General features: G+C 71.7%; 19 protein-coding genes and 1 pseudogene. 6 read left to right on the plus strand and 14 right to left on the minus strand.

All coding sequences use genetic code 11. From position 1 onward, the window contains the following. Nucleotides 1-5 precede the first annotated feature (5 nt). The 4 genes from ABZ454_RS05655 to ABZ454_RS05670 all read right to left on the minus strand — a co-directional run bounded on the left by ABZ454_RS05655 (nucleotide 6) and on the right by ABZ454_RS05670 (nucleotide 6,331). Nucleotides 6-1,322, minus strand: a complete 1,317-nt coding sequence (locus ABZ454_RS05655; protein ID WP_359536231.1) for an MFS transporter — start codon at nucleotides 1,320-1,322, stop codon at nucleotides 6-8. After that, nucleotides 1,319-1,939 carry a helix-turn-helix domain-containing protein gene (locus ABZ454_RS05660; protein ID WP_356322327.1) on the minus strand — a complete coding sequence of 207 codons (621 nt, stop codon included), beginning with the start codon at nucleotides 1,937-1,939 and terminating at the stop codon, nucleotides 1,319-1,321. Before ABZ454_RS05660 ends, ABZ454_RS05655 begins: the two co-directional genes overlap by 4 nt. A gap of 299 nt (nucleotides 1,940-2,238) precedes the next feature. Then, nucleotides 2,239-5,769: a transcription-repair coupling factor gene (gene mfd, locus ABZ454_RS05665; RefSeq protein WP_359536232.1), complete on the minus strand. Its 3,531-nt coding sequence runs from the start codon at nucleotides 5,767-5,769 to the stop codon at nucleotides 2,239-2,241. Nucleotides 5,770-6,037: 268 nt separating this feature from the next. Beyond that, nucleotides 6,038-6,331, minus strand: a complete 294-nt coding sequence (locus ABZ454_RS05670) for a helix-turn-helix transcriptional regulator (protein WP_359536233.1) — start codon at nucleotides 6,329-6,331, stop codon at nucleotides 6,038-6,040. 375 nt (nucleotides 6,332-6,706) lie between these two features. Here ABZ454_RS05670 and ABZ454_RS05675 point away from each other — a divergent pair, with 375 nt between their 5' ends. Further along, complete coding sequence (locus ABZ454_RS05675) at nucleotides 6,707-7,246, plus strand: phospholipase A2 (protein ID WP_359536234.1); 540 nt, start codon at nucleotides 6,707-6,709, stop codon at nucleotides 7,244-7,246. A gap of 101 nt (nucleotides 7,247-7,347) precedes the next feature. Here ABZ454_RS05675 and ABZ454_RS05680 read toward each other — a convergent pair whose 3' ends face one another. From ABZ454_RS05680 to ABZ454_RS05690, 3 genes are all read right to left on the minus strand, one after another. After that, the gene (locus tag ABZ454_RS05680; protein ID WP_359536235.1) at nucleotides 7,348-9,930 is read right to left on the minus strand and encodes an FtsX-like permease family protein; all 2,583 of its coding nucleotides are present in this window, start codon (nucleotides 9,928-9,930) and stop codon (nucleotides 7,348-7,350) included. Further along, nucleotides 9,927-10,715 (minus strand): ABC transporter ATP-binding protein, encoded by a 789-nt coding sequence (locus ABZ454_RS05685; RefSeq protein ID WP_356322332.1) that lies wholly within the window; start codon nucleotides 10,713-10,715, stop codon nucleotides 9,927-9,929. The genes ABZ454_RS05680 and ABZ454_RS05685 overlap by 4 nt, the downstream gene beginning before the upstream one ends. A gap of 402 nt (nucleotides 10,716-11,117) precedes the next feature. Then, nucleotides 11,118-11,717, minus strand: coding sequence for a TetR family transcriptional regulator (locus ABZ454_RS05690; protein ID WP_359536236.1), 600 nt, complete (start codon nucleotides 11,715-11,717; stop codon nucleotides 11,118-11,120). Between the two features lie 75 nt (nucleotides 11,718-11,792). On the opposite strand from ABZ454_RS05690, the gene ABZ454_RS05695 reads away from it, so the two are divergent. Together ABZ454_RS05695 and ABZ454_RS05700 are read left to right on the plus strand one after the other, a co-directional pair. Continuing rightward, a complete protein-coding gene (locus ABZ454_RS05695; RefSeq protein ID WP_359536237.1) occupies nucleotides 11,793-12,485 on the plus strand; it encodes an NAD(P)H-binding protein in 693 nt (230 codons plus the stop codon). Then, on the plus strand, nucleotides 12,482-12,883 hold the full coding sequence (locus ABZ454_RS05700; RefSeq protein WP_359536238.1) for a pyridoxamine 5'-phosphate oxidase family protein: 402 nt from the start codon (nucleotides 12,482-12,484) through the stop codon (nucleotides 12,881-12,883). The genes ABZ454_RS05695 and ABZ454_RS05700 overlap by 4 nt, the downstream gene beginning before the upstream one ends. A gap of 8 nt (nucleotides 12,884-12,891) precedes the next feature. Here the strand turns inward: ABZ454_RS05700 and ABZ454_RS05705 are convergent, their stop codons facing one another. Both ABZ454_RS05705 and ABZ454_RS05710 read right to left on the minus strand, forming a co-directional pair. Continuing rightward, the gene (locus tag ABZ454_RS05705) at nucleotides 12,892-13,770 is read right to left on the minus strand and encodes an aldo/keto reductase (RefSeq protein WP_359536239.1); all 879 of its coding nucleotides are present in this window, start codon (nucleotides 13,768-13,770) and stop codon (nucleotides 12,892-12,894) included. Nucleotides 13,771-13,784: 14 nt separating this feature from the next. Then, nucleotides 13,785-14,726, minus strand: coding sequence for an NAD-dependent epimerase/dehydratase family protein (locus ABZ454_RS05710; RefSeq protein WP_359536240.1), 942 nt, complete (start codon nucleotides 14,724-14,726; stop codon nucleotides 13,785-13,787). A gap of 70 nt (nucleotides 14,727-14,796) precedes the next feature. On the opposite strand from ABZ454_RS05710, the gene ABZ454_RS05715 reads away from it, so the two are divergent. Then, the gene (locus tag ABZ454_RS05715) at nucleotides 14,797-15,738 is read left to right on the plus strand and encodes a LysR family transcriptional regulator (RefSeq protein ID WP_359536241.1); all 942 of its coding nucleotides are present in this window, start codon (nucleotides 14,797-14,799) and stop codon (nucleotides 15,736-15,738) included. A 68-nt stretch (nucleotides 15,739-15,806) separates the two neighbouring features. Then, nucleotides 15,807-16,046: pseudogene (locus tag ABZ454_RS05720) on the plus strand (IS1380 family transposase); the annotation flags it as partial. Nucleotides 16,047-16,419: 373 nt separating this feature from the next. On the opposite strand, the gene ABZ454_RS05725 reads toward ABZ454_RS05720, so the two are convergent. The 3 genes from ABZ454_RS05725 to ABZ454_RS05735 all read right to left on the minus strand — a co-directional run bounded on the left by ABZ454_RS05725 (nucleotide 16,420) and on the right by ABZ454_RS05735 (nucleotide 19,811). After that, the gene (locus ABZ454_RS05725) at nucleotides 16,420-17,112 is read right to left on the minus strand and encodes a TetR/AcrR family transcriptional regulator (RefSeq protein ID WP_359536242.1); all 693 of its coding nucleotides are present in this window, start codon (nucleotides 17,110-17,112) and stop codon (nucleotides 16,420-16,422) included. A 22-nt stretch (nucleotides 17,113-17,134) separates the two neighbouring features. Further along, on the minus strand, nucleotides 17,135-17,899 hold the full coding sequence (locus tag ABZ454_RS05730) for an SDR family oxidoreductase (RefSeq protein ID WP_359536243.1): 765 nt from the start codon (nucleotides 17,897-17,899) through the stop codon (nucleotides 17,135-17,137). Between the two features lie 454 nt (nucleotides 17,900-18,353). Next, nucleotides 18,354-19,811, minus strand: a complete 1,458-nt coding sequence (locus ABZ454_RS05735; protein ID WP_359536244.1) for an MFS transporter — start codon at nucleotides 19,809-19,811, stop codon at nucleotides 18,354-18,356. A 173-nt stretch (nucleotides 19,812-19,984) separates the two neighbouring features. On the opposite strand from ABZ454_RS05735, the gene ABZ454_RS05740 reads away from it, so the two are divergent. After that, complete coding sequence (locus ABZ454_RS05740; RefSeq protein WP_359536245.1) at nucleotides 19,985-20,440, plus strand: MarR family transcriptional regulator; 456 nt, start codon at nucleotides 19,985-19,987, stop codon at nucleotides 20,438-20,440. Between the two features lie 21 nt (nucleotides 20,441-20,461). Here the strand turns inward: ABZ454_RS05740 and ABZ454_RS05745 are convergent, their stop codons facing one another. Continuing rightward, the gene (locus ABZ454_RS05745; protein ID WP_359536246.1) at nucleotides 20,462-21,355 is read right to left on the minus strand and encodes a cellulose-binding protein; all 894 of its coding nucleotides are present in this window, start codon (nucleotides 21,353-21,355) and stop codon (nucleotides 20,462-20,464) included. 194 nt (nucleotides 21,356-21,549) lie between these two features. Further along, on the minus strand, nucleotides 21,550-23,991 hold the full coding sequence (locus tag ABZ454_RS05750; RefSeq protein ID WP_359536247.1) for an SUKH-4 family immunity protein: 2,442 nt from the start codon (nucleotides 23,989-23,991) through the stop codon (nucleotides 21,550-21,552).

Raw genomic sequence — 23,991 nt, forward strand, 5'->3', positions numbered from 1 at the left:
GCCGCTCAACTGCGCACGGGCCGGGTGTCCTCGTCCGCGTCCCCGGCCGCACGCCCGGCCGGGGCCGGAGCCAGGGAGCGAATGCGGGGCACCGGTGAGGGCAGCAGCCACAACACCGAGAGGGCTCCTCCGACCGCGGCCACGAGAAGCGTCGGCCTCAGTCCGGCGAGCGTGGCGAGCGCGCCACCGACCACGGCGCCGACGGGCCGCACGCCGTAGTTGATCGTGCTGTACGCACCGGCGACACGGCTGCGCAACTTGTCGGGGATCACGGACGCCTGGAGGGAGTTGAGGTTGACGTCGAACAGCATGACGCCGAAGCCGGAGAAGAACTCGGACGCCGCCAGCGCCCCGGCGCCGAGCCAGAGCGGGCCGTTTGCCGCGGCGGCGATGGCGATCGGCGCGGGGAAGAGTACGGCGCCCACGACGATGCTGCGCCCCACACCGAGCCGCCGCGAGATCACCGGCGCGAGCACCGCACCGAGCAGGGCTCCGGTCGCGCCGACGCCCAGCGCGGCCCCGATCACTCCGGCGGACAGCCCCAGGCTCCGGCTGGCGAAGAGCACGATGAGTCCGCTGCCCGCCACGAAGGTGAAGAAGTTGACGGTGGCCGCACAGCCGAGCGTCGCCCGCAGCACCGGGTGCCGCACGACGAACACGAGGCCCTCCCTGGCGCGCCGCAACAGCGAGGGCGCGTCGGCTGTGGCGGCCACCGGCGGTTCCTCCACCGCGATCCGGCCGATCAGGACCGCTGAGACCAGGAACGTCAGGGCGTCCACCACGATCGCCACGGGCGCGGTGAGCGCCTGGACCAACGCTCCGCCGATCGCGGGGCCCGCCACCTGGGAGACCGAACGGCTCGCGCTGAGCTTGCTGTTCGCGTCGACGTAGGAAGCGCGCGGTACGAGGCGTACGAAGAACGGCGGGTAGGCCGTGTTGAACAGCACCCCGGCCGCACCCGCCAGGATCGCCACGGCGTACAACTGCGTCAGCGTCACCGCCCCGAGAACGTAGGCCGCCGGAAGGCTCAGCATGCCCGCGGCGCGCAGGAGGTCGGCGAGGATCATCAGCCGGCGTTTGCGCACCTGTTGATCGACCCAGGCCCCCAGGACGATCGCGAGCAGGTTGGGGGTCCAGATGAGTGCGGTCAGCCATGCCACCTGGTTGGCCGAGGCGTTCAGCGCGCCGACGGCTATCAGGGGCAGGGCCAGTTCGGTGATGCGGTCGCCGACCTGCGAGACCGATTGACCGGCCCAGAAGCGGGAGAACCGCCGGTCCCGCCACAGCGATATCGCGGGCGGCCCGTCCGGGCCACCGTTCACGACGGCTGCCCCGTCCGGCCCTCGCCCTGTTCCGCGGCGCCCTCCGGCAGGACGTACCGCATCAGCCGGACTCCACGGCTGCCCGCGGGCCGGTCGGCCGCCTCCCGGTTGACGTACGGTGCGAGCACACGCTCCATCTCGTCCTGGATGGAAGCGAGTTCGTCGGCGGAAACCGTGACGCGGGTGTACGCCAGCCCGGCCGGACCGCTCCATGCCGGATCGAGTCCGGGCTCCACCTCGGCGGCCCAGCGGGACGGGACGTCCGCATAGCGCAGGAACATCTGGCGCGAGAGCTCACGCGCGGCCGACCGGCCTTCCTCGTCCGCCGGGTCCTGCGACGCCTCGAACCGGAAACCGCGCGCCACCGCCTCCCACCGCCGCTGCCGGCGGTCCGGGCCGGGCTCGCTGTCGCGGACCAGCCCGAAGGTCGCCAGATGGCGCAGATGCCAGCTGGTCACCGAGGGAGTCGCGCCCACATCCGGTGCGAGCTCGGTCGCGGTCGCCGGGCCGTTCCTGTTCAGGTGGTCGAGGATCGCCAGTCGCACCGGATGCGCCAAGGCGCGCATCGCCTGCGGATCGGTGATCTCGACGTCGCCCATGCGATTGTTGGCTGCCATGACGTGAGAGCTTCCTCTCATAATTCGTGAGAGTCAACTCTCATATCGACGTCCCGTCGAGCTACGAGCCGGAGCGAGCCTCGGTAACCGGCCCGGGGCGCAGGATGACCCATCCGGCGAGCGGATGCGCGGCACCGGCTGAGGCAGGCGCCGACGAAGGCAGGCAGACGTCGCACGCCGCATGGGCCCGTGGACCTGACACTCACTCCTGCCCAACTCCTGGGCGTCTGGTGGGCCCAAGAGCTGCCCTTCTCAGTGCGCGCCGCGCCGTCCCGGCCGGCACGCCCCCGGCCGCCCCCCTACGACCCCAGGATCGTCGTCAGGAACTCCCCCGTCCACGACAGGAGTTCACGCCCCACGACCGGCTTGCCGCCGATCTTGCCGCCGGTGGGTCGCGGCACCAGGATCTGGTGCAGGGCCGGCTTGATGATCGCCTTCGGGTACAGGCGCTTCAGGCGCAGCTCCTGCGACTCGCGCAACTCCACCGGCGCGAAGCGGATGTTCGGCCCCTGGAGCACGACGTCGCCGACCCCGCAGGCGCGGGCCAGCATGCGCAGGCCCGCCACCAGGAGCAGGTTCTCCACCGGCTCCGGGAGCTTGCCGTAGCGGTCGGTGAGCTCCTCGCGGACCGCCCTGATGTCGTCCTCCGAGGAGGCCGAGGCGATGGAGCGGTACGCCTGCAGGCGCAGCCGCTCGCCGGGGGCGTAGTCGTGCGGGACGTGCGCGTCGACCGGGAGCTCGATCTTGACCTCCAGCGGCGGCTCCTCCTCCACCCCGCCTTCGAGGGAGGCCCGGTAGTCCGCGACCGCCTCGCCGACCATGCGCACGTACAGGTCGAAGCCGACGCCCGCGATGTGGCCGGACTGCTCGCCGCCCAGCAGGTTGCCCGCGCCGCGGATCTCCAGGTCCTTCATCGCCACGTACATGCCCGCGCCCATCTCGGTGTGCTGCGCGATCGTGGCCAGGCGCTCGTGGGCCGTCTCGGTGAGCGGCTTCTCCGGCGGGTACAGGAAGTAGGCGTAGCCGCGGTCGCGGCCACGGCCCACGCGGCCGCGCAGCTGGTGGAGCTGGGAGAGGCCGAAGTTGTCACCGCGCTCCACGATCAGGGTGTTGGCGTTCGAGATGTCGATGCCGGACTCGACGATCGTCGTGGAGACCAGGACGTCGAACTTCTTCTCCCAGAAGTCCACCACCACCTGTTCCAGGGCCTGTTCGGACATCTGGCCGTGGGCGGTGGCGATCCGCGCCTCGGGGACGATCTCGCGCAGCCGGGCGGCGGCGCGGTCGATCGACTCGACGCGGTTGTGGATGTAGAACGCCTGGCCCTCGCGGAGCAGTTCGCGCCGGATGGCCGCGCCGATCTGCTTCTCCTCGTACGGGCCGACGAACGTGAGGACCGGGTGGCGCTCCTCGGGCGGGGTGGTGATCGTCGACATCTCGCGGATGCCGGTCACCGCCATTTCGAGCGTACGGGGGATGGGCGTCGCGGACATGGTGAGGACGTCCACATTGGCGCGGAGCTTCTTCAGCTGCTCCTTGTGCTCGACGCCGAAGCGCTGCTCCTCGTCGACGATGACCAGGCCCAGGTCCTTGAACTTCGTCTCGGACGAGAAGAGGCGGTGGGTGCCGATGACCAGGTCGACGGAGCCCTCGCGGAGCCCTTCGAGCGTCGCCTTGGACTCGGACTCGGACTGGAATCGGCTCAGCGCCCGTACGTTGACCGGGAATTGGGAGTAGCGCTCGGTGAAGGTGCCGAAGTGCTGCTGGACGAGGAGCGTGGTGGGGACGAGGACGGCGACCTGCTTGCCGTCCTGCACCGCCTTGAAGGCCGCCCGGACGGCGATCTCCGTCTTGCCGTAGCCGACGTCGCCGCAGATCAGCCGGTCCATGGGGACGGACTTCTCCATGTCCTCCTTGACCTCGGCGATCGTGGTGAGCTGGTCGGGTGTCTCCGCGTACGGGAAGGCGTCCTCCAGCTCCCGCTGCCAGGGGGTGTCCGGGCCGAAGACATGGCCGGGGGCCGCCATCCGGGCCGAGTAGAGCTTGATCAGGTCGGCGGCGATCTCCTTGACGGCCTTCTTGGCGCGCGCCTTGGTCTTGGTCCAGTCGGCGCCGCCGAGCCGGTGCAGGGTCGGGGCCTCGCCACCGACGTACTTGGTGACCTGCTCCAGCTGGTCCGTCGGGATGTAGAGCCGGTCGCCGGGCTGGCCGCGCTTGGCGGGGGCGTACTCGACGAGGAGGTACTCGCGGGTGGCGCCCTGGACCGTGCGCTGCACCATCTCGATGTAGCGGCCCACGCCGTGCTGCTCGTGGACGATGTAGTCGCCCGTCTCCAGCGTCAGCGGGTCGATGGTCTTCCTGCGGCGGGCCGGCATGCGGCCCAGGTCCTTGGTGGCGGTGCGCTGGCCGGTCAGGTCCGTCTCGGTGAGGACGGCGAGCCGCAGCTCCGGGTCGACGAAGCCGTGGTCGATGGCGCCGCAGGAGACATGGACCAGGGACGGCGAGATCTCCGCCAGGTCCGGGTCCAGACGGGCCGGAACGCCTTCGCCGCCCAGCACCTCGACGGTACGGGAGGCGAGCCCCTGGCCCTCGGTGACGTACACCGTGCGCCAGCCGTCGGCCAGCCACCCCTTGGTGTCGGCGAGTGCGCGCGCGGTGTCGCCGCGGTACGCCTCCGGGGCGCGCATGCGGAGCTTGAGGGTGTCCTCGTCCAGCTCGTCGTCCGCGGCGAACGGGGAGACGGACCACCACATCATGTTCAGCTCGCGGGCCCGGTCGCGGACGTCCGCGATGCCGCGCAGCGAGGCGGCGCCGACGTCGATGGGTGCCTCGCCGCCGCCCGCGGTGGCCGCCCAGGACGCCTCCAGGAACTCCTGGCTGGTGGCGACCAGGTCCGCGGCCCGGGTGCGGACCCGCTCGGGGTCGCACACGACGGCCATCGAGCCCTTGGGCAGCACGTCGATCAGCAGTTCCATGTCGTCGACGAGGACCGGGGCGAGGGACTCCATGCCCTCCACCGCGATGCCCTCGGCGATCTTGTCGAGGAGTTCGCCCAGCTCGGGGTGGGCCTCGGCGAGCGCGGCGGCCCGCTCACGGACCTCGTCGGTCAGCAGCAGCTCGCGGCAGGGCGGCGCCCACAGCCCGTGCTCGGCGATCTCCAGCGACCGCTGGTCGGCGATCTTGAAGTAGCGGATCTCCTCGACGTCGTCGCCCCAGAACTCCACCCGCAGGGGGTGCTCCTCGGTCGGCGGAAAGACGTCCAGGATGCCGCCGCGCACCGCGAACTCGCCGCGCTTCTCCACCAGTTCGACCCGGGAGTAGGCGGCTGCCGCGAGCGCCTCGACCGTCCTGCCGAGATCCGCGCTCTGCCCGATCCGCAGCGCCACGGGCTCCAGGTCACCGAGCCCCTTGACCTGCGGCTGGAGCACGGAACGGATCGGCGCGACGACGACGGAGACGGGCCCGGTCTCCGGGTCGTCCGCCCTCGGGTGCGCCAGGCGCCGCAGCACGGCCAGCCGGCGCCCCACGGTGTCGGAGCGCGGCGACAGCCGCTCGTGCGGCAGGGTCTCCCAGGACGGGAACTCCGCGACCGTGTCCGGCGGCAGCAGGGTGCGCAGCGCGGCGGCCAGGTCCTCGGCCTCACGCCCGGTCGCGGTGACGGCCAGCACGGTCCGTTCGGCGTCCCGGGCCAGCGCCGCCACGGCGAAGGGCCGCGCGGCGGGCGGGCCCACCAGATCGATGTGCATCCGGTGGCCGTCTCCGGCGGCCTTCACCGCTTCGTCGAGCGCCGGATCACGTACGACGACATCCAGCAGACCGTGCAGGCTCATGAAGGGCTTCCGTCCCGGTAACGAGGGCGAGGGCTGACAGCCGGCTGCTGTCAGGGGCAACGCGAAGGGCCCGACACGTCAGACGGGCCGGGGGTCCTTCAAGCCTACGACTCCGGGGGGACAGTCGCCCCCGCGACGGGGCTGCGCGCCGCCGGGCGGGAGCCCTCACGCACGAAATCCGGCCCCGGGGCGTTTGGAGGAACGCCCCGGGGCCGGAACCGTCAGTCTACGGGGCGCCGCCCGTCCCCTCCGGTCGCTTCGGCTGTGCTCATCCGGCCGGCTCCGCACGCTCGGGACACGCCCGGAAGTCGACGGCCACCCGGCGGCTGGGTCCCATCGCCACGAAGAGCACCGAATCGAGCGCCGAGGCGAGCTTCTCCAGCAGATACAGCGTCGGCATGCACCTGCCGCGCTCCAGCCGGGATATCGCCGCCTGGGACATCCCGGCGAGTTCGGCGAGCCTGGCCTGTGTCATGCCGACCTCGCGGCGCCGGTCGCGTACGGCACGTCCGAAGGACTCCTCCAGCCCCGGCCGACGGCTCCCGCTTTCCACAGTCCTCATCCGGCCCGGCTCCCGTCGGTGTTCACCCCCGCCGTACTCCGGTGCTGAAGTACGGCAATCGGGAGCGTAACCAGCCGGGGCCCGCAGTCATCCTTCGGTCGAGCAGAATCTGAGCAGAATCTGAGCTTCAGGCATGAGAAGTCCCCGCACCGGTCCGCTCGCCCGCACACCATCTTGCGGGGCGACGGAATGCGCATACCTGGAATGGCATATCGGATGCCCGTCAAGTGAAAGCACCTGGCCAGGACTTCGGAATTGTCTACTCCGCTTCGCGAGCATCTCGGGAAAGCCTCAGGAAGCCCTCAACATGGTTGCCCGCCCGGTCCGGCCCATGCCATGGTGGCCGCCGCAATCAAACGGGAAGGAAACGCAACCTTGACCACCTTGCGTCATTCGATTTCCACCATCGCCATTACGGGAACTCTCGTACTCGGCGCAGCCGCACCTTCGCTCGCCGACTCGGCGCAGGCCCCCGCCTCCGCGTCCGCCACGGTGACGAAGTCCCAGAAGCTGTCGAAGATGGCCTCCATCACGGGCGACTCGTCCGCGTCCCAGAACCGCTGGTTCTCGGCGCTCGGCGCCCGCAACAAGGCGTCCATCAAGAAGTACAAGTTCACGTGGAAAACCGATGGCTGCTCCTGGGCTTCGGACAGTATCCCCGGGGGATACGACTTCCACCTCTCGTGCTGGCGCCATGACTTCGGCTACCGGAATTACAAGCAGACCGTCGGCGCGACAAAATTCCGCGCCTCGCACAAGGCGCGCATCGACAAGGCCTTCCTGCACGACATGAACCGCGCGTGCGGGCGGACCTTCTGGGCCGATCCTTTCACCAAGGCCCAGCGCAAGAAGTTGAAGGCGGCATGCAACAAGACCGCCAAGAAGTACTACGACACCGTCCGGGCGTTCCGGTGACGGGCCGGAGCGCGCACTGAAAAGCGAAAAACACGCAGTCGACGGCCCCTTCGGACCGTCGGCTGCGTGGTGCTTTTCGCCGACTGCGCGTTTCTTTCCCGTCAGTCCGTCGCGATCGCGTTCAGGACGTTCATCCGGCCGGCCCGGAACGCGGGAACCAGTGCCGCGAACAGTCCGACGAACGCCGCGGCGACGAACACCGTGACGATGGTCGGCCACGGGATCTCCAGGACGCCGAGCCCTTCCAGCGCCAGCAGCTTCTGCGCCGAGGTGCCCCAGCCCATCCCCAGGCCCAGGCCGAGCAGGGCGCCGAACAGGGCGATGACCACGGACTCCAGCCTGATCATCCGGCGCAGCTGGCGGCGGGAGAGGCCGATGGCGCGCATGAGGCCGATCTCGCGGGTCCGCTCGACGACCGACAGGGCCAGGGTGTTCACGACGCCGAGCACCGCGACGATGATCGCCAGAGCGAGCAGGCCGTACACGATGTTCAGGAGCTGGCCGATCTGGTCCTTCAGTTCCTGCTTGAAGTCGGTCTGGTCGAACACCTTGACCGTCGGGTCGGCGGCCACGGCGGCCTTGAGCGACTCGTACGCCTCGTCCTGCTGATCCGCGGCCGCCTTCGCGAACAGGATCGAGTCCAGGGGCATGCGGTCGGCCGGGACGTACCGCGCGGCCGTGCTGAGGTTCGTGTACATCGCCCCGGAGTCGAGCGCGGAGTCGTCGGTGGTGATGGCGGCGATCTTCAGCCGGGCCGTCCTGCCGTGCTCGAAGGCGGCCGTCAGTTCGTCCCCGACCTTGACCCCGTGGCTCTTCGCGAACTTCGAACCGACGGACATCGCGTCCTTGCCGTAGGCGGCGGAGAGGTCTCCCGAGAGCGTGTCGCGTGCCAGGTCCTGTGTGTACGTCGGGTCGGTGGCGCTCAGACCCACCTTCGCGGTGGAGCCGTCCGGCAGGGTGAGCCTGACCGGCACGTCCTTCGCGTGGGTGACGTGGGCGAGGTGCGGCGCCCCGTCGACCGCCGCGCTGGTCTGCGCGGTGAGCGGCCTCCCGTCACCGCCGCCCACCTGCACGATGAAGTCCGCTCCCACCGACTTGTCCAGCGCGTCCGTGGCCGAGGCGACCATGGAGGAACCCACCACCGACAGGCAGGCCACCAGGGCCAGGCCGATCATGAGGGCCGCCCCGGTCGCACCGGTCCGGCGCGGGTTGCGCAGGGCGTTGCGCTCGGCCAGCCGGCCGACCGGACCGAACAGCCGCAGGACGACGACGCTGAGCGCCCGTACGACGACCCCGGCGAGCAGCGGGCCGATGACGATGAACCCGATGAGGGTGAGCACCACGCCCAGGCCCAGGAAGAGCGAGCCGTCACTCGCCTCGTCCGCCTGCGTCGTCGCCCACAGGGACGCGGCGCCGGCCCCGGTGAGGACCAGGCCGATACCCGCCCGGACCCAGCCGGACTTGGCGTCCGCCGGCGTCCCGGCGTCGCGCAGGGCGGCCATCGGGGAGACCTTGCCCGCCCGGCGGGCCGGGACGTAGGCGGCGAGGACGGTCACGACGATGCCGAGCGCGAGACCGATCACCGGTGTCGTCCAGGCGATGGTGAGGTCCTCGGTGGACAGTTCCATGCCCATGGCGCCCATGAGCTTCATCAGCCCGATGGCGAGGCCCACCCCGGCGGCGACGCCGAGGACCGATCCGACGATGCCCAGGAGCACCGCTTCGAGCAGCACCGACCGGTTGACCTGCTTGCGGCTGGAGCCGATGGCCCGCATCAGGCCGATCTCGCGGGTCCGCTGGGCGACCAGCATCGAGAAGGTGTTGACGATCAGGAAGATGCCGACGAGGAAGGCGATCCCGGCGAAGCCGAGCATCGCGTACTTCATCACGTCGAGGAAGGAGCCCATCGAGTCCTTGTTGGCCTCCGCGGCTTCCTTCTGGGTCTGCACCTTGTACGCGGTCGAGCCGGCCAGTGCGGCGGTGACGTTCTGCTTCAACCGCGCGTCGCTGACGCCCGGTTCGGCGGTGATGGAGATCTGGGTGAAGACGCCGGAGCGGCCGAGGAGCTTCTGCTGGGCGGTGGCCGTGTCGAGGTAGACGACGGCCGCGCCGGGGTTGGTGACCTTGAAGGTGGCGATACCGCTGATCCGGGCCTTGATGTCGCCGGTGACCGCGATGGTGCGCAGTTCGTCACCGATCTTCAGGTGGTGCTTGTCCGCGGTGTCGGCGTCGACCATCACCTCGGTCGGGCCGCGCGGGGCGTGGCCGGAGGTGATCTCCATGGACCGCAGGTCGTTGGAGGTCCAGTTGCCCGCGAGCGTCGGAGCGCCCGTGTCGGAGCCCATGTTCTTGTTGTGGCTGTCGACGACCGTGACCGCCGAACTGCTGACGGCGCCCTCCGCCTTCTTCACCCCGTCGGCCTTCTCGACCTGGGCGATGACGGAGGCGGGCAGCGACTGCGGCTTGCCGTTCTCGGGGGTGTCGTCGACCTTCGCGGTCTTCGGGCTGACGGTGACGTCGGCCGACGTGGCGGCGAAGAGCTTGTCGAACGTGGTGTTCATCGTGTCGGTGAAGACGAGCGTGCCGCACACGAACGCCACCGACAGCAGGACGGCGACGGCGGACAGCGCCATACGCCCCTTGTGCGCGAAGAAGTTGCGCATGGAGGTCTTCCAGACGGTCATGACGTCCGCCCGCGCGCGTCGAAGTCCTTCATGCGGTCCAGCACCTGGTCGGCGGTCGGGTTGAGCATCTCGTCGACGATGCGCCCGTCCGCGAGGTACAGCACCCGGTCGGCGTAGGAGGCGGCGACCGGGTCGTGGGTGACCATGACGATGGTCTGGCCCAGCTCGTCGACCGACTTGCGCAGGAAGTTCAGCACCTCGGCGCCGGCCCGCGAGTCCAGGTTCCCGGTCGGCTCGTCACCGAAGATGATCTCCGGCCGGGCGGCGAGCGCCCGCGCCACGGCGACGCGCTGCTGCTGGCCGCCGGAGAGCTCGGTCGGCCGGTGCTTGAGCCGCTCGGCGAGCCCGACGGTCTCCACGACCTGTCGCAGCCAGGCGGCGTCCGGCTTACGGCCCGCGATGTCCATCGGCAGCGTGATGTTCTCCAGCGCGTTCAGCGTCGGCAGGAGGTTGAACGCCTGGAAGATGAAGCCGATGCGGTCGCGGCGCAGTTGGGTGAGCTTCTTGTCCTTGAGACCCGTGATCTCGGTCTCCGCGAGATGGATCTGCCCGGAGGTCACGGTGTCCAGACCGGCGAGGCAGTGCATCAGAGTCGACTTGCCGGAGCCGGACGGCCCCATGATGGCCGTGAACCGGCCACGCGCGATGTCGACGTCGACGTGGTCGAGCGCGACGACCCGGGTCTCCCCGACGCCGTACGCCTTGACGACCTGCCGCGCCCGCGCAGCGACGGCCGTACGCCCTCCAGTGCCCCCGTGCCTGGGAATGGTTACAGCCGTTGTCACGGTTTTTCTCCTATGTCGGTCGACGACGGCTTGTCGCCGTTCTGCTGTGAAGTCTGGTCGCTGGAGGGGGTCCGGCGCGCTGGTGCCCAGCGCAGTCTTCGGGTGGGGTTTTCCCCACCCCGTCCCCTGCGGTCTGCCGCAATCTCGGTGCATGACCACGCTACGGAGCGGGCGGGGCGGGGCACGTCCTCCGCCGGGAGGAACGGCCCCTGGCCCGGAATGGGGAGCTACCCCTAGGGGGGTGCGCCCCCGGGTGGACAGATCTCTCAGGGGCTGCGCCCAAGGGTCCACACCGATGGGTGGAGCGGGCCGGGCCGGGCGGTGCGGAGAAGACCCGCTGACCTCCCGGCGAGGGCCTTCGGCGCCGGTGTCCCGCGCCGGCGGCCGGGCTGGGGACGGGCCCTAACGTGCGGTGCGCGGCCTCGGGGCCAGCGCCGCGCGCAGCGCCGGCGTGAGGACGGTGCGCGTCTCGGCCGGGGTGAGGGCCGCGGGGGTGGCGAGCGGATTGAGGTAGCGGGTGTAGACGAGTCCGCCGAGGATCGTCACGACGGCGGTGGCGCGGGCGGTCGCGTCCCGGCCGCCGAGGAATTCAACGAGCCGGGCCAGCAGTTCGCGTTCCAGGTATTCGCGGATCACGTCGGCGGCCTCGTCGCCCCGGGTGGTCAGCCGGCGGAAGTCCGCGTCCTCCCACAGGTCCGTGACCGCGTCGATCAGCCGGCCGGGAAGCGTGGCCGGGTCACCGCCGAGGACCTCGTCCACCGCCAGGGCGTTGGCGCACTGGAACTGCATCACGTCCGCGAACAGGCCCTTCTTCGACCCGAAGTGGTACGCGATCAGCGCCGGATCGACCCCGGCGGCGCCCGCCACCGCGCGCAGGGTGGTGGCCCGGTAGCCGCGCTCCAGGAACAGCGCACGGGCCACCGGGACGATCGACTCGCGGGTCGGCGGATTGCCGCGGGGGCGGCCTCGGGTGCGCGCGGGGGCGGGGGCGGCTTTATTCATCAGCGTTGAGCCTGCTTTTCGCGCTCGGCACAGTCAAGGGCGTTCCCCGCCACCACACGAAGGACGACCGACACCATGCGCATCGCAGTCTTCGGCGCCAACGGACCGACCGGCCGCCACCTCACCGGGCAGGCCCTCGCCGCCGGCCACGAGGTCGTCGCGGTGACCCGCCGCCCCGGCTCCCTGCCCGCACGCCCCGGCCTCACCGTGGCGGTCGCCGACGCCACCGACCCGGCAGCCGTCGACGCGGCGATCGACGGGACGGACGCCGTCCTCTCCGCGCTGGGCGCACGCTTCAGCAAGGAGACCGTCACCACCTATTCGGCCAGTGCCACCGTCATGACCGAGGCCATGGTCCGCCATGGCGTCAAGCGGCTGCTCACCATCAGCTCCAGCATCGCCGACCCCGGCTGGCGCCCGACCGGCGCGCACTTCTTCAACCATGTGCTCGACCCGCTGGTGAACCGGCGTCTCGGCCGCACCCTGCACGAGGACATGCGCCGCATGGAGGACGTGATCCGCGCGACCGGCCTCGACTGGACCCTCGTGCGGCCCTCGGGCCTCTTCGAGCACCCCGTCGTCACGGACTACCGCACGGCGCCGACCAGCGCCGACGGCGTCTTCACCGCCCGCGCCGACCTCGCCGCGAGCATGCTGCGCGAACTGGAGGAGCGGCGCTACGTCCGTACGGCCATGGGCGTCATCACCACCGCCGTGAAGCCGAACCTCGCCAAGCTGATCTGGAACGAGGGCGTGAAGAAGAAGTGAGCCGGGACCCCGCCCAACTCCACGCCGCCGAGCGCGCGTTCCTCGCCCTCCCCCGCACCGCCACGCTCACCACTCTGCGCCCGGACCGCACCCCGCACGTCACGCCCGTCCGCTTCACCTTCGACGCGTCCGCCTGCCTGGCCCGGGTCACCACCAGGGCCGAAGCCCGCAAGACCCGGCACGTGTCGGCGGGCGGGAGGGAGGCGCGGGTCGCGCTCTGCCAGGCCGACGGCTTCCGCTGGATCACCCTCGAAGGCCGGGCCACGGTCAGCGCCGACCCCGTGCGCCTGGCCGAGGCGGTCCACCGCTACACCGCCCGCTACCGCGCGGCCCCGCCCTCCCCGCCGGACCTGGTCGTCATCGAGATCGCCGTCGACCGCGTCCTGAGCCTTGCTTGAGCGCCCCGCTACGGGGCGTCCCCGAGCCGCACCAGCTCCGCCTCGCTCAGCTCGATCTCGGCGGCCCGGGCGGAGTCCTGGACCGAGGCCGGCCGGCTTGCTCCCGGCACCGGGACGAGGGCCGGGGAGCGGGTCAGCAGCCAGGCCAGGGCGATCTGTTGAGGGCTGACGCCCCGCTCGGCCGCGACGCGGTGGAAGGCGGTGCCCGTGGAGGCCGGTCCCGGACGGCCTTCGAGCGCGCTCCGGGAGATGCCTCCCAGCGGGCTCCACGGCAGGAAGGCGAGGCCCAGCCGCGTACTCAGCCGGAGCTCGGGCTCGCTGTCGCGCACCGCGGGCGAGTACCGGTTCTGTACGGAGACCAGGCCGTCGCCGAGGATCGCGTGCGCCTCGCGGATCTGGCCGCTGCTCACGTTGGAGATTCCGGCGGCCCGGATCGTGCCGGCGTCGAGCAGGTCGCGCAGCGCGCCGACGGAATCGGCCCAGGGGACGGCCGGATCCGGCTTGTGCAGCTGGTAGAGGCCGAGGGATTCCACACCCAGGCGCTCGGCGGACGCCTCGGCGGCGCGCTTGAGGTGCTCGGGGGTGCCGGTGACCGTCCAGCTGCCGTCACCGGGCCGTCCGCGCCCGCCCTTGGTCGCGACCAGGACGCCGGAGGTGTCGCCGCGGTAGCTCCGCAGCGCCCGGGCCACGAGGAGCTCGTTGTGGCCCCGTTCCCCGGCGTGCCAGTGGTAGCTGTCGGCGGTGTCGATGAGCGTGACGCCCGCGTCGAGGGCGGCGTGGACGGTGGCCACGGCCCGGCGCTCGTCCGGGCGCCCCTCGATGGAGAGCGGCATGGCGCCCAGGCCGATGGCTCCGACCGTGCTGTTTCCGATGGTGCGTCGTCGCATGGCGGATGCGCTCCTCAGGCCGCGGGGGTGGTGGGCGCGGGGAGGGAGGCGGCGGCCGCTCCGGGCAGCCAGTCGGCGGTGCGCGAGAAGACGAAACCCAGTGCCTTCGCCCGGTCGTTGCTCATGGCGTAGTACCGGTCGAAGGAGAACGGGCCGACCGGCTCGCCCGCGGCCGCGGTCCGGTACACGGGCTGCCGGCCGCACTGCGCGGCGACGGCTCCGGTCACGTCCCGCACGTCGAGCAGACCGTCGGAGCAGGCGTTCAGCGGGCCGGTGAAGCCGGTGGCCGTCGCCGCCCACAGGAGCAGGCCGGCCACCTCCTCGTAGTGGATGAACACCGTCGGCATCTCCCGCGCGTGCACGGCGATCTCCAGCCCCCGGGCGAGGCGTTCGGTGTAGTACGCCAGCCGGCCGGTGAACTCCCGCGCGCCGCCGCCGAGTACGTGGGCGCTGCGCACGGAGACGAAACCGAACGGCGCGCCCCGGGTGAAGACGGCCTCCGCCTGCCGCTTGCCTTCCGCGTAGTGGGCCTCGCGGTACGCCCCGTCGTGCCAGGGGAGATCCGTCCGCACCGTCCAGACCGCCGGGTCGACGCGCTCCTCCGGCACCGGTGCCTCCCGCGTGAGGGCCGGCAGGGCGGTGGTCGCCGGGTCGTAGACCTCGATGGTGGAGGTCATCACGTAGCGCCGGGTACGGGCGGAGAAGGCGCGGACGGCGATCTCGGCCTGCACCGGGGTGTAGCAGACCTGGTCGACGACCACGTCGAACGTGCGCGTCCCGAGCGCGGCGAGGAGGGCGGCCTCGTCGTCGCGGTCGACGACGAGGTGCTCGACGCCGGGCGGCGGCGGGGCCGAGCCGCGGTTGACGACCGTGACCTGGTGTCCGGCGGCACACAGCCGCTGGACCAGGAGCTTCCCGAAGTACCGGCTACCGCCGATGACGCAGATCCTTTGCATGCCCCCATCCTGGAGACGTACGGTCGCCGGCAGAAGTGGCCACTGACTGGACACGTAGTAAGGGAAACTGTTGATCGATGTGCAGCGGCTCCGGGTCCTGCGGGCGGTGGCGGAGCACGGCAGCTTCAACCGGGCGGCCGCGGCCCTGCACCTCACCGCCTCGGCCGTCTCGCAGCACGTGGCCGCTCTGGAGCGCGGGCTCGGCTCCCTGGTCGTCACGCGCAGCACGCGCGGAGTCACCCTCACCCCGGCCGGCCGGATCATGGTCGGCGCGGCCGAATCGGTGGCCGCCGAGATCGAGCACGCCAGGCGGCAGGTCACCGAGCTCGGCACGGGCCGGGTCCAGCTCACCGTCGCCACGTTCACCAGCGGCGGCAGGCTGCTGCTCCCCGGCGCCCTCACCGAACTGGCGGCGGCCCATCCCGAAATCGTGCTGCATGTACGGGAGTTCGAGCCGGAGGACAGCCTGCCACTGGTCCGCCAGGGCGCCGTGGACCTCGCGCTCGCCTACCACTTCGACGGCCCGCTGCCCGGCCGGGCGGGCGGCAGCCCCGCTCTGGAGTGGACCGCGCTCATGGACGACCCGTTGCACGTCGTCCTGCCCCAGGGGCACCGCCTGGCCGGCCGCGACGCACTCGACCTGGCCGAACTCGCGGCCGAACCCTGGGTGCTCGGCTGCCTCAAGACCGAGGCGTACCTGCGCCGTTACGCCGAGCGGGCGGGCTTCGATCCCGAGGTGCGCGGCACGACGAGCGACTACTTCTTCGCCCGTTCGCTCGTCGCCGCGGGCATGGGCGTCTCGCTGATCCCGTCCATCGCGCTGACCCCACCGGTGCCGGGGCTGAGCACCGTCCCCGTCAGGCCGCCGGCTCCGGTCCGCCACATCGGGGTGGCCACGACCGGTCACCGCCGCGCCCGTGCGGAGGTCACGGCTCTGGTGCGGGCCCTCAGCCGCGCCATTTCTCTTGAGGACGGCTGTCTACGGGGCGGAAACGCGAAAGCGCCTTCCTGAACTGGGGCGATGAACCTTGCTGAGGGGTTCTGTCGGTCCAGGCGGAGGGCCCTTCCCACGTGCAGGCTATGGGGTTGCGTCCCAAGAGCCAGGTCACTGCCGATGGTTCGGGGGTGGTCGCTCACGCCGGGCACGGTTGCCGGCGGATCTCGCTGATGCCACGGGGCTCACCGCCGCGTCTTCCACCGCGCCCGGGCCGCTTCGGCCGCGCGGGACCGGGCATGATCCGGGCCGGATCGCCACCGATCTGGCAGTGATGCTCGCCGATGGCGGCGATCGCGGATTCGGCCGCACTGCGGGACCGAGCAGGGCCCTGTCTATCCGTCCGGGCTGGACGTGTCCAGCTCTGCCGGCGAGAGTCGGGGCGAGCGCGGCCAGGATATCGACGGCCTCGGGCCGTCCATGACGCCCGCGCGGCCCGCGAGCACGGCGTCGTGGACGCTGTCGCAGGCGGGCATGAGGCGAACGTGGCCGGCGCGCGGTCCGAAGATGACTGCCACCGACGAGGCCTGTGAGCGGGTGGCGGAAATCCCCCCTCGCCGCGCCTTCGTCACCTGGGCCGGACATGAGCGCGGCATCGGCTCCTCGATCCCATGGCCCATCGCGTGACGCCGCGGGTGGAGAGAATCGCCGCCGTTCACACCTGCCGATCGTGCTTTCCCGGGTGAAGTTCTCCGTGCGTCAGACGACGGTGCCGTAGCGGCTGACCATGAGGGCGACAGCTTCGTCCACGATCGTGGTTTCCTCGGGGCCGGGCGGGATGAAGTCGTTCTGGATCATCTGGGGCCACATGAGCTGTCCGCCGATCAGGCTCAGGAACTGCTGGGCCACCTCCGCCGCCGTCAGACCTCGGCCGTCAGCCGAGCGGAAGTGCAGCGTGCCGGCCTCCGCCTCGGCCTCCAGATAGCTGCGGAGCCGTTCGAAGAACGGGCCGCGGTCGATGGCGAAACCGGTGCCGACGCTGTCCGCGAGTTCCGGCAGACGGGGGAGCTCGGCAACGACCAGACGGAACAGGGCCGCGGTGCCCGGCCGCCCGAGCAGGCAGGCGTAGTCGCGGCCGATCCGGGTGAGCCCGTCCTGGGGATCGCCCGGCGCGGGCGGTTCGGCGTACTGCACGTCCAGCTGCCACTGCTGGGCCGCGACAGCCTTGAACAGGGCGGATTTGGAGGGGTGACGCTTGAACAGGGTGCCGGTGGAGACGCCCGCCTTCCTGGCGATCTGTGCGAGGGAGGTCCGGTCGTAGCCCTGCTCCAGGAACAGGTCCCGCGCAGCGCAGATGATGCGCTCAAGGTTCTGGGCCTTGACCCGCTCGTGGTACCCGGTCTGTCCCTTCCCGCCACAGGAAGCGACGCCTACCTCCGCACCCGTCTCCACTCCTGCTCCCTCCACTCCCACGTCAGAGAATCGTCTGACCGCCGTCCAGCACCAGATCCTGGCCCACGGTGAACGCGGAGGCGTCGGACGCGAGGTAGACGACGGCTTCCGCTATCTCCTCGGGCCGGCCCATGCGCCCCAGCGGGATGCCGGAACTGATCCCGTCCAGAACCGCGGCCTGCTGCGCGGGGTCCTCGATCCCGAGCTTGGCAGAGGAGTACAGCGGCGTGTCCACCGGCCCCGGGCTGATCGCGTTGAAGCGGACGCCGTGCGAGGTCAGCAGGTCCGCGTTCCACGACCGCATCAACGAGCTGACGGCCGCCTTCGTGGCGGCGTAGGCATTCGACGCTCCGTAGCCGCCGTGTGCGCTGTTGGAGGAATTGAGGATCACCGACGCCGGATGGGCGAGGACCGGTACGAGGGCCTGGGTGAGGAAGAAGACGCTCTTGACGTTGATGTCGAAGAGGCGGTCGAAGCTCTCCTCCGTGTGCGCCTCGAAAGGCCGCCAGTCCGAGACGCCGGCGTTGAGGAACGCGACGTCCAGCTGCCCGAAGTGTTCACGCACCTGCTCCACCAGAGCGCGCTGCGCGTCGAGATCACGCGCGTCCGCCCGCACCACCGGCACACCCTCCCCCAGGATCTGCCGCGCCTTCTCGATGCTCCTGGGAGTGACCCCCGTGACCAGTACACGAGCCCCCTCCGCAACGAAACGCTGCGCGGTCTCCAGACCGATTCCGCTCGTGCCACCGGTGATGAGGGCGCGCTTGCCCGCCAGACGATTCGTCACTGCCTTACTTCCTTACGGCGAATGGTAAGTCGATCGACTCACCTTTGAAACATAGCCCCGCCCACCCTGAGAGGCAAGTTGATGCACTTACCACCCGACCCTGCCCCCCCGGTACGTAACCGCATCGACCGACCACCCCTTTCCACCGGTACTTCCCGGTCAAGGCTGAATCGGCCGGCCCGCTTTTCGACCGGCCATCCGCCCGTCCAACGCGGTGATCGCCGAGTCCGACCCAGATCTCGCGCTGCCCGAGGTGCTGCTCTCCGACGGAGCGGGCTCCCTCCGACAACGATCTGCCGGGATCTCGCGGCACGGACGGCCGCCGTCGCCCCCGCGCCGGACCGTCACCGGCCGGCCCAGCTGGCCCGTCGGCACCGCCGCAGGCGAACGGCCCGGCCCCGCACCCCCTCAGGGGTCGGAGCCGGGCCGTCGTCGTACGCGGGCGCGGGCCAGGTCAGCCCTTGGCCGCGGCCACCTCCGGCGAGGCGGCGGCGTCGGCCTTCTCGCCGGTGGCGGCGGCGCCGCGCACGGCCGGGATGAAGGCGGAGATGGCCACGGCGACGAGGGCGACACCGCAGCCGAACACCAGGCCGGTACGGAATCCGGCCTCGGAGGTGAACGTGAAGCCGGCCGTCTCGGTGGTCATCTGCGCGAGGATCGCACCGATCACCGCGGCGCCGATCGAGGTGCCGAGAGCACGCATGAGGGTGTTGAACCCGTTGGCGGCGGCCGTCTCGGACGCCGGGACCGCGCTCATGATCAGGGCGGGCATCGCACCGTAGGCAAGACCCACACCGCTGCTGCTGACCATGAGGAACAGCATCAGGCCCCAGGCGGAGCCCATCAGGAGGATGCCGATGCCGTAGGCCGCGGCGATGACCAGCACACCGGAGATCAGTGTGAACTTCGGGCCGCGCGCGTCGGTGAGCTTCCCGCCGAACGGGGAGACGATCATCATCATGATGCCGCCGGGGGCCATCCACAGGCCCGCCTGGAGCATCGACTGGCCCAGGCCGTAGCCCGTCGCCTCGGGGAACTGCAGCAGCTGCGGCGCGATCAGCATGCCGGCGTACATGCCGAAGCCGACGAAGAGCGACGCGAGGTTGGTGATGAGGACGCGGGGGCGGGCCGTGGTGCGCAGGTCGACCAGCGGGTCCGTGGTGCGCAGCTCCCAGAAGCCCCAGCCGATGAGCACCACGACGGAGGCGGCGAACAGGCCGATGGTCGTCGCGGAGGTCCAGCCCCACTCGGCGCCCTTGGAGACGGCGAGCAGCAGACAGACCAGGCCGACGGCCAGGCCGAGGGCGCCGGGCACGTCAAAGCGCTGCCCCTTGGCGGCGGCCGGCACGTCCGGGATCAGGAACCAGATCAGCGCGGAGATGGTGAGGGCCAGCACCGCGGAGCCCCAGAAGAGCACCCGCCAGTTCGCGTACTGGGCGACCGCCGAGGCGATCGGCAGGCCGAGGGCGCCTCCGATGCCGAGGGAGGCGCTGACCAGCGCGATGGAGGAGCTCAGCTTCTCCTTCGGCACCACGTCACGCAGCAGGGCGATGCCGAGCGGCACCATGCCCATGCCCATGCCCTGCAGGCCACGTCCGACGATCATGGGGACGACGGTGGACGAGAGCGCGCACACCACCGAACCGACGAACAGCGGCACCGAGCACACGAGCAGCATCCGGCGCTTGCCCAGCAGGTCGCCCAGCCGCCCGGAGACCGGCACGCACACGGCCGAGACCAGCAGGGTCACGGTGATCACCCAGGCGGCGTTGGACGACGACGTGTCCAGGAGCTGCGGCAGCTCCGCGATGAGCGGGGTGACCAGGGTCTGCATGACCGCCGCCACGGTGCCGGCGAAGGCCAGCGTGGCGACCACACCGCCTGATCTGGCGGTCGGCTGGGGGGCATCCATGAAGGGGAACTCCTCGAAGTCGTGATCCCGGCTACCGGGACAGCGACGTGCATCGTACATGTCTGTTGTGTCATACACACCACGTGTCTGATACACACCACGTGAGACCATGAGCCGCCGCCCGGATTCCGGCGTACGGCCGAACCCCGGCACAGAAACAGGAGGCCGCCGACGTGCCCAGGCCCACCGAAGAAGTGGAGTACGAGCAGATGCTGCTCGGACGCCACAGCCTCGCCGACCACCGGGGCGGACGCCACAAGTACGCCCTCCTGGACCGAAGCGCCTACATCCTGCTGAGCCGCCTGCGCGTCCAGGGCCCCATGTCCAACGGCGAACTCAGCGACGCCTTCGGCCTCGACACCTCCACCCTCAACCGCCAGACCGCCGCGGTGACCCGCGCCGGACTCGCCGACCGCATCCCCGACCCCGACGGCGGCATGGCCCGCAAATTCCGCATCACCGACAAGGGCACCAAGCTCCTCGACGCGGAACGCGACCGCGTCGTCCAGTCCCTGGACCAGGTCATGCACGACTGGCCCGACGCCGACATCGCCGCCTTCGCCGGCTACCTCAAGCGCTTCAACAGCAGCATCGAACAACTCTCCAAGCGCCCCTGGCCACGCCCGTGACCCGCCGGACGCGGCACCGCCTCAGTCCTCCGACGGAGCCGCCCGCCCGGTGAGCGCCGCCAGCGAGTTCCGTACGTGCGCCATGTGCGCCTGCACGTCCTCGCGCCCCTCCTCGTGCTCGCGCAGGATCCGCTCCGTCTCCCGCACCACCCGCTCCTCACGCACCCGAGCCTCCGCGATCAGCTCGGCCCCCCGCGCCTCGGCGTCCTCCTGGCCGTGCCGCGCGGCCTCCTCGGCCTCCGCCAGCGCCCGCCGCGCCGCGGCCAGCACCGCCTCCGCCCGCTCCGTCCACTCCCCGTGCTCCGCCGACTGCGCCGCCTCGGCCGCCGACAGCTCCTGCTCCACAGCCTTCCAGCGCTCCCCGTGCTCCTGCTCCTGGTGCGCCAGCACACTCGCCGTGCGGCTCCGCGTCGCCGCCATCGCGGCCTCCGCCTCCTCCCGCACCTTCGCCGCCTCCAGCCGGGCCGCGGCCAGCACCTCACCGGCCGTCCGCTCGGCAGCCGCCAGCACCTGCTCCGCATGGCCCGTCGCGGCCGCACGCATCGCCTCCGCGTCGGCCCGCGCCGACTCGCGCAAGGCCCGCGCCGCCGCATCCGCCTCGTCCCGCAGCGCCTGCGACTCCTCCTGGGCGGCGGACCGCACGGACTGCGCCTCCTCCTCGGCCAGCGCCAGAATCCGCTGCGCCCGCTCCCCCAGCGACGCGTAGTCCTGCGGCGCCAGCGCGGCAACGGCCGCGTCCAGCCGGGCCGACTCGGCCACCAGCCGCTCCGCCAGCGCCGCCAGCCGCGCCTCCTGCTCCCGCGCCCCGTCCCGCTCCGCCGACAGCGCGGCCACCGTCCGGTCCACCTGGTCCGGACGGTAACCACGGCCACGCACCCCGACGAAGCCGTGCGCGGACACCGGTGCAGAACTCATCCTTGACGCCTCTTTCCGACTCACCGACCCATCCAGCACTCCGTCAAGGATGCGGCAATTGGCCAAGAAGTCGGAATCGTTTCGACGCTTTCCGGACGGAAGCGACAGGCATCACAGCCCACGGAAAGACGTGTGGCGCCCCTCCCCCGCAGGGAAGGAGCGCCACACCCCGGCACCGCCGCGAAGACCGGCCGTCAGATCAGCCCGTCCCACATCTGCTCCAGCAGCACCGACCACCAGCTCTCCGGCGACGCCAACGCCGCCGGGTCCAGCGCCACCAGCTGCGCCTGGAAGTCGACCGTCCAACGACCCGCCTGCTCGGGGTTCAACCCGAACCGCAGCCGCCACATCCTTCCCAGCAACGCCATGCACCGCGCGAACTCCGGCAGCCCCGTGTTCACGAACTGCGGCGGCACCGACTGCCCGCCCGGACCCGCCTCCACCGGCACGGCCACCATGTGCGCCGTCCCGTACTGCACACAGATCGCCCGGCCGAAGTCGGAACCCATCACCAGGTACGACCCCGCGTCAGGAGCCGCCTGCACCTGCCGCTGCGCGGCCAGCTCCGCCAGCGTCGGCACCACCGGCTGACCCGGCTGCGCCCAGAAGAACGGCCCGAAATCAGCGGGCAGCCCCGCCCACACCAAGGTCCGCGCCACGATCTCCGGCACACCCTGGCGCGACACGGCACGCTGATCGAAACGCAGCACGCCCTGCGGCCCGAACGTCTGCAGCATCTCCTCCGCGATCGCCTCCGGCGGAACCTGCATCGCCGGCGGCACCTGCGGCAGCGGAGCCCGCACCGGCGCCGGCCGCGCCGGGCCGTCAGCGACCTGGTGCAGCTCCCCCTGGTGCGTCAGCAGATGCTGCATGCCCTGCTGCCGGCTGGCGTGGTCGGTGCCGTACGGAGCGACGCTCGTGATCCGCACCTGCGGCCACGTCTCCCGGATCATCCGGGCACAGTAACCACCCGGCAGCTCACACGACTCCAGCTCCGTGTGCAGCTCGATGACCTGCTGCGGCGGCACGTTCATCGCCCGCAACTCGTGCAGCATCTGCCACTCGGGATGCGGAGTGCCCGGCGCCGAACGACGGATCAGCTGCTGCTCACTGCCGTCCGGCCCGCGGTACCGCAGCACGGCCTGGTAGCCCGGACCGACGGTCGGCTGACCGGCCGGCGCCTGCGGATACCCGTACGCGGGCGGCGGTACGGGACCGGGGGCCCCGCCGAGCGACCCGCCCTGGCCCATCGGCGCACCGGGCGGACCGGGCGGACCCGGCGGCTGCGGAGCCGACGGCCCCACCGGCCCCGGACCCGCGAGCATCGTCGCCGCATGGTGCACATCGCCACCGGGCGGCGGCGTGGAACCGGGCGGCGCCGGTGGCGCCGGAGGCTGCGGAACACCGGGCGCACCGGGCCTGCCCGGCGGACCGGGCGGCTGCGGAGCCGACGGCCCCACCGGGCCCGGACCCGCGAGCATCGTCGCCGCGTGGTGCACCTGGCCGTCGCCGGGCGGCGGTGTGGAACCGGGCGGCGGCGGTGGCGCCGGCGGCTGCGGAGCACCGGGCGGGCCCAGCTGCGACACCAGCTGCGTCGGCACGTAACCCCCCGCCGGAGCACCCGGAGCACCCGGCCCCGAAGGCGGCGGCAGAGGCACGGCCGGACCCGAAGGCGGCGGCAGCGGCGCGCCCGGCCGGGCGCCCGGTGTACCGGGAGCACCCGGCGGCGGCGGAGTCGTCGCACCGCCTCCACGCGCACCGCGCGGCCGGACCACCGCCTTGCTGGTGGCCTCGTCCGCGATGTCACCGGGACCGGCCGGACGGCCCGGCACCGGAGCCGAGGGCCCCGGAGCACCAGGACCACCGGACACGGGCCCCGGAGCCCCGGGACCCCGAGGAGGCAGACCCGGTGCGATCGCCGTCGCGGGCAGCTGACTGCCACCCGACATCAGCGCCGTCGGAGCGTCGGCCGACACCACCCGCGGAGGCACGCCCTCGTCGTCCGCACCCGAGAGCGGCGGCGCGAACACCGTGGCGGGCAACCCCACCTCACCCTCGTCGGAACCCGCGTTCGTGTCGGTACCCGCCCACGGAGTGGCCCCGACGGGCGGCTGCGGCGCGGACGCCCGCACACCCGGGGAAGCCGTCGGCTCGTACGGCACCGGCCCGCCCTGCGCGGAGGGGGACGAAGGGGAAGAGGGAGAAGACGGGGAAGGGACGGCGGGAGCGGGCGCCTGGCCCGCCGCCTCGGCCCGCCGGTCCGGAATACCCAGCTTGTCCGCCGCCTCCTGGAGCCACTCCGGCGGGCTCAGCAGGAAAGACGTCTGGTTCAGGTCGATACGCTGCGGCGGCTCGGGCGCGGACGGCGCGCCGACCGCGGAGCCGTACTCCTCCTCGTACCGCCGGATCACCTCGCCCACCGGCAACCCCGGCCACAGCGTGGCCTCGCCACTGTCCCGGGCGATCACCAACCGCTGGCGCCCGCCGTCCGACACCGGACCCTCGGCACGGTCCTCGGCCCACACCACGAAACCCAGTTCGAACTCACGCACCCGCACCTCCCGGTGCTGATACGCCGCGACATCGCCGTTGACCCACTCGTCCGCGCGCTCCTGCGCCTGCGCAAAGGTCACCAT

It is taken from the genome of Streptomyces sp. NPDC005803 (genome assembly GCF_040630435.1).
In the GTDB taxonomy this organism is placed as follows: domain Bacteria; phylum Actinomycetota; class Actinomycetes; order Streptomycetales; family Streptomycetaceae; genus Streptomyces.

Excerpts from the sequence above, each read along its gene's own strand:
- ABZ454_RS05660 (WP_356322327.1), bottom strand. The coding sequence starts at position 1,939 with ATGGCAGCCAACAATCGCATGGGCGACGTCGAGATCACCGATCCGCAG.
- mfd (WP_359536232.1), bottom strand. The coding sequence starts at position 5,769 with ATGAGCCTGCACGGTCTGCTGGATGTCGTCGTACGTGATCCGGCGCTC.
- ABZ454_RS05670 (WP_359536233.1), bottom strand. The coding sequence starts at position 6,331 with ATGAGGACTGTGGAAAGCGGGAGCCGTCGGCCGGGGCTGGAGGAGTCC.
- ABZ454_RS05680 (WP_359536235.1), bottom strand. The coding sequence starts at position 9,930 with ATGACCGTCTGGAAGACCTCCATGCGCAACTTCTTCGCGCACAAGGGG.
- ABZ454_RS05690 (WP_359536236.1), bottom strand. The coding sequence starts at position 11,717 with ATGAATAAAGCCGCCCCCGCCCCCGCGCGCACCCGAGGCCGCCCCCGC.
- ABZ454_RS05695 (WP_359536237.1), top strand. The coding sequence starts at position 11,793 with ATGCGCATCGCAGTCTTCGGCGCCAACGGACCGACCGGCCGCCACCTC.
- ABZ454_RS05705 (WP_359536239.1), bottom strand. The coding sequence starts at position 13,770 with ATGCGACGACGCACCATCGGAAACAGCACGGTCGGAGCCATCGGCCTG.
- ABZ454_RS05710 (WP_359536240.1), bottom strand. The coding sequence starts at position 14,726 with ATGCAAAGGATCTGCGTCATCGGCGGTAGCCGGTACTTCGGGAAGCTC.
- ABZ454_RS05735 (WP_359536244.1), bottom strand. The coding sequence starts at position 19,811 with ATGGATGCCCCCCAGCCGACCGCCAGATCAGGCGGTGTGGTCGCCACG.
- ABZ454_RS05745 (WP_359536246.1), bottom strand. The coding sequence starts at position 21,355 with ATGAGTTCTGCACCGGTGTCCGCGCACGGCTTCGTCGGGGTGCGTGGC.
- ABZ454_RS05750 (WP_359536247.1), bottom strand. The coding sequence starts at position 23,991 with ATGGTGACCTTTGCGCAGGCGCAGGAGCGCGCGGACGAGTGGGTCAAC.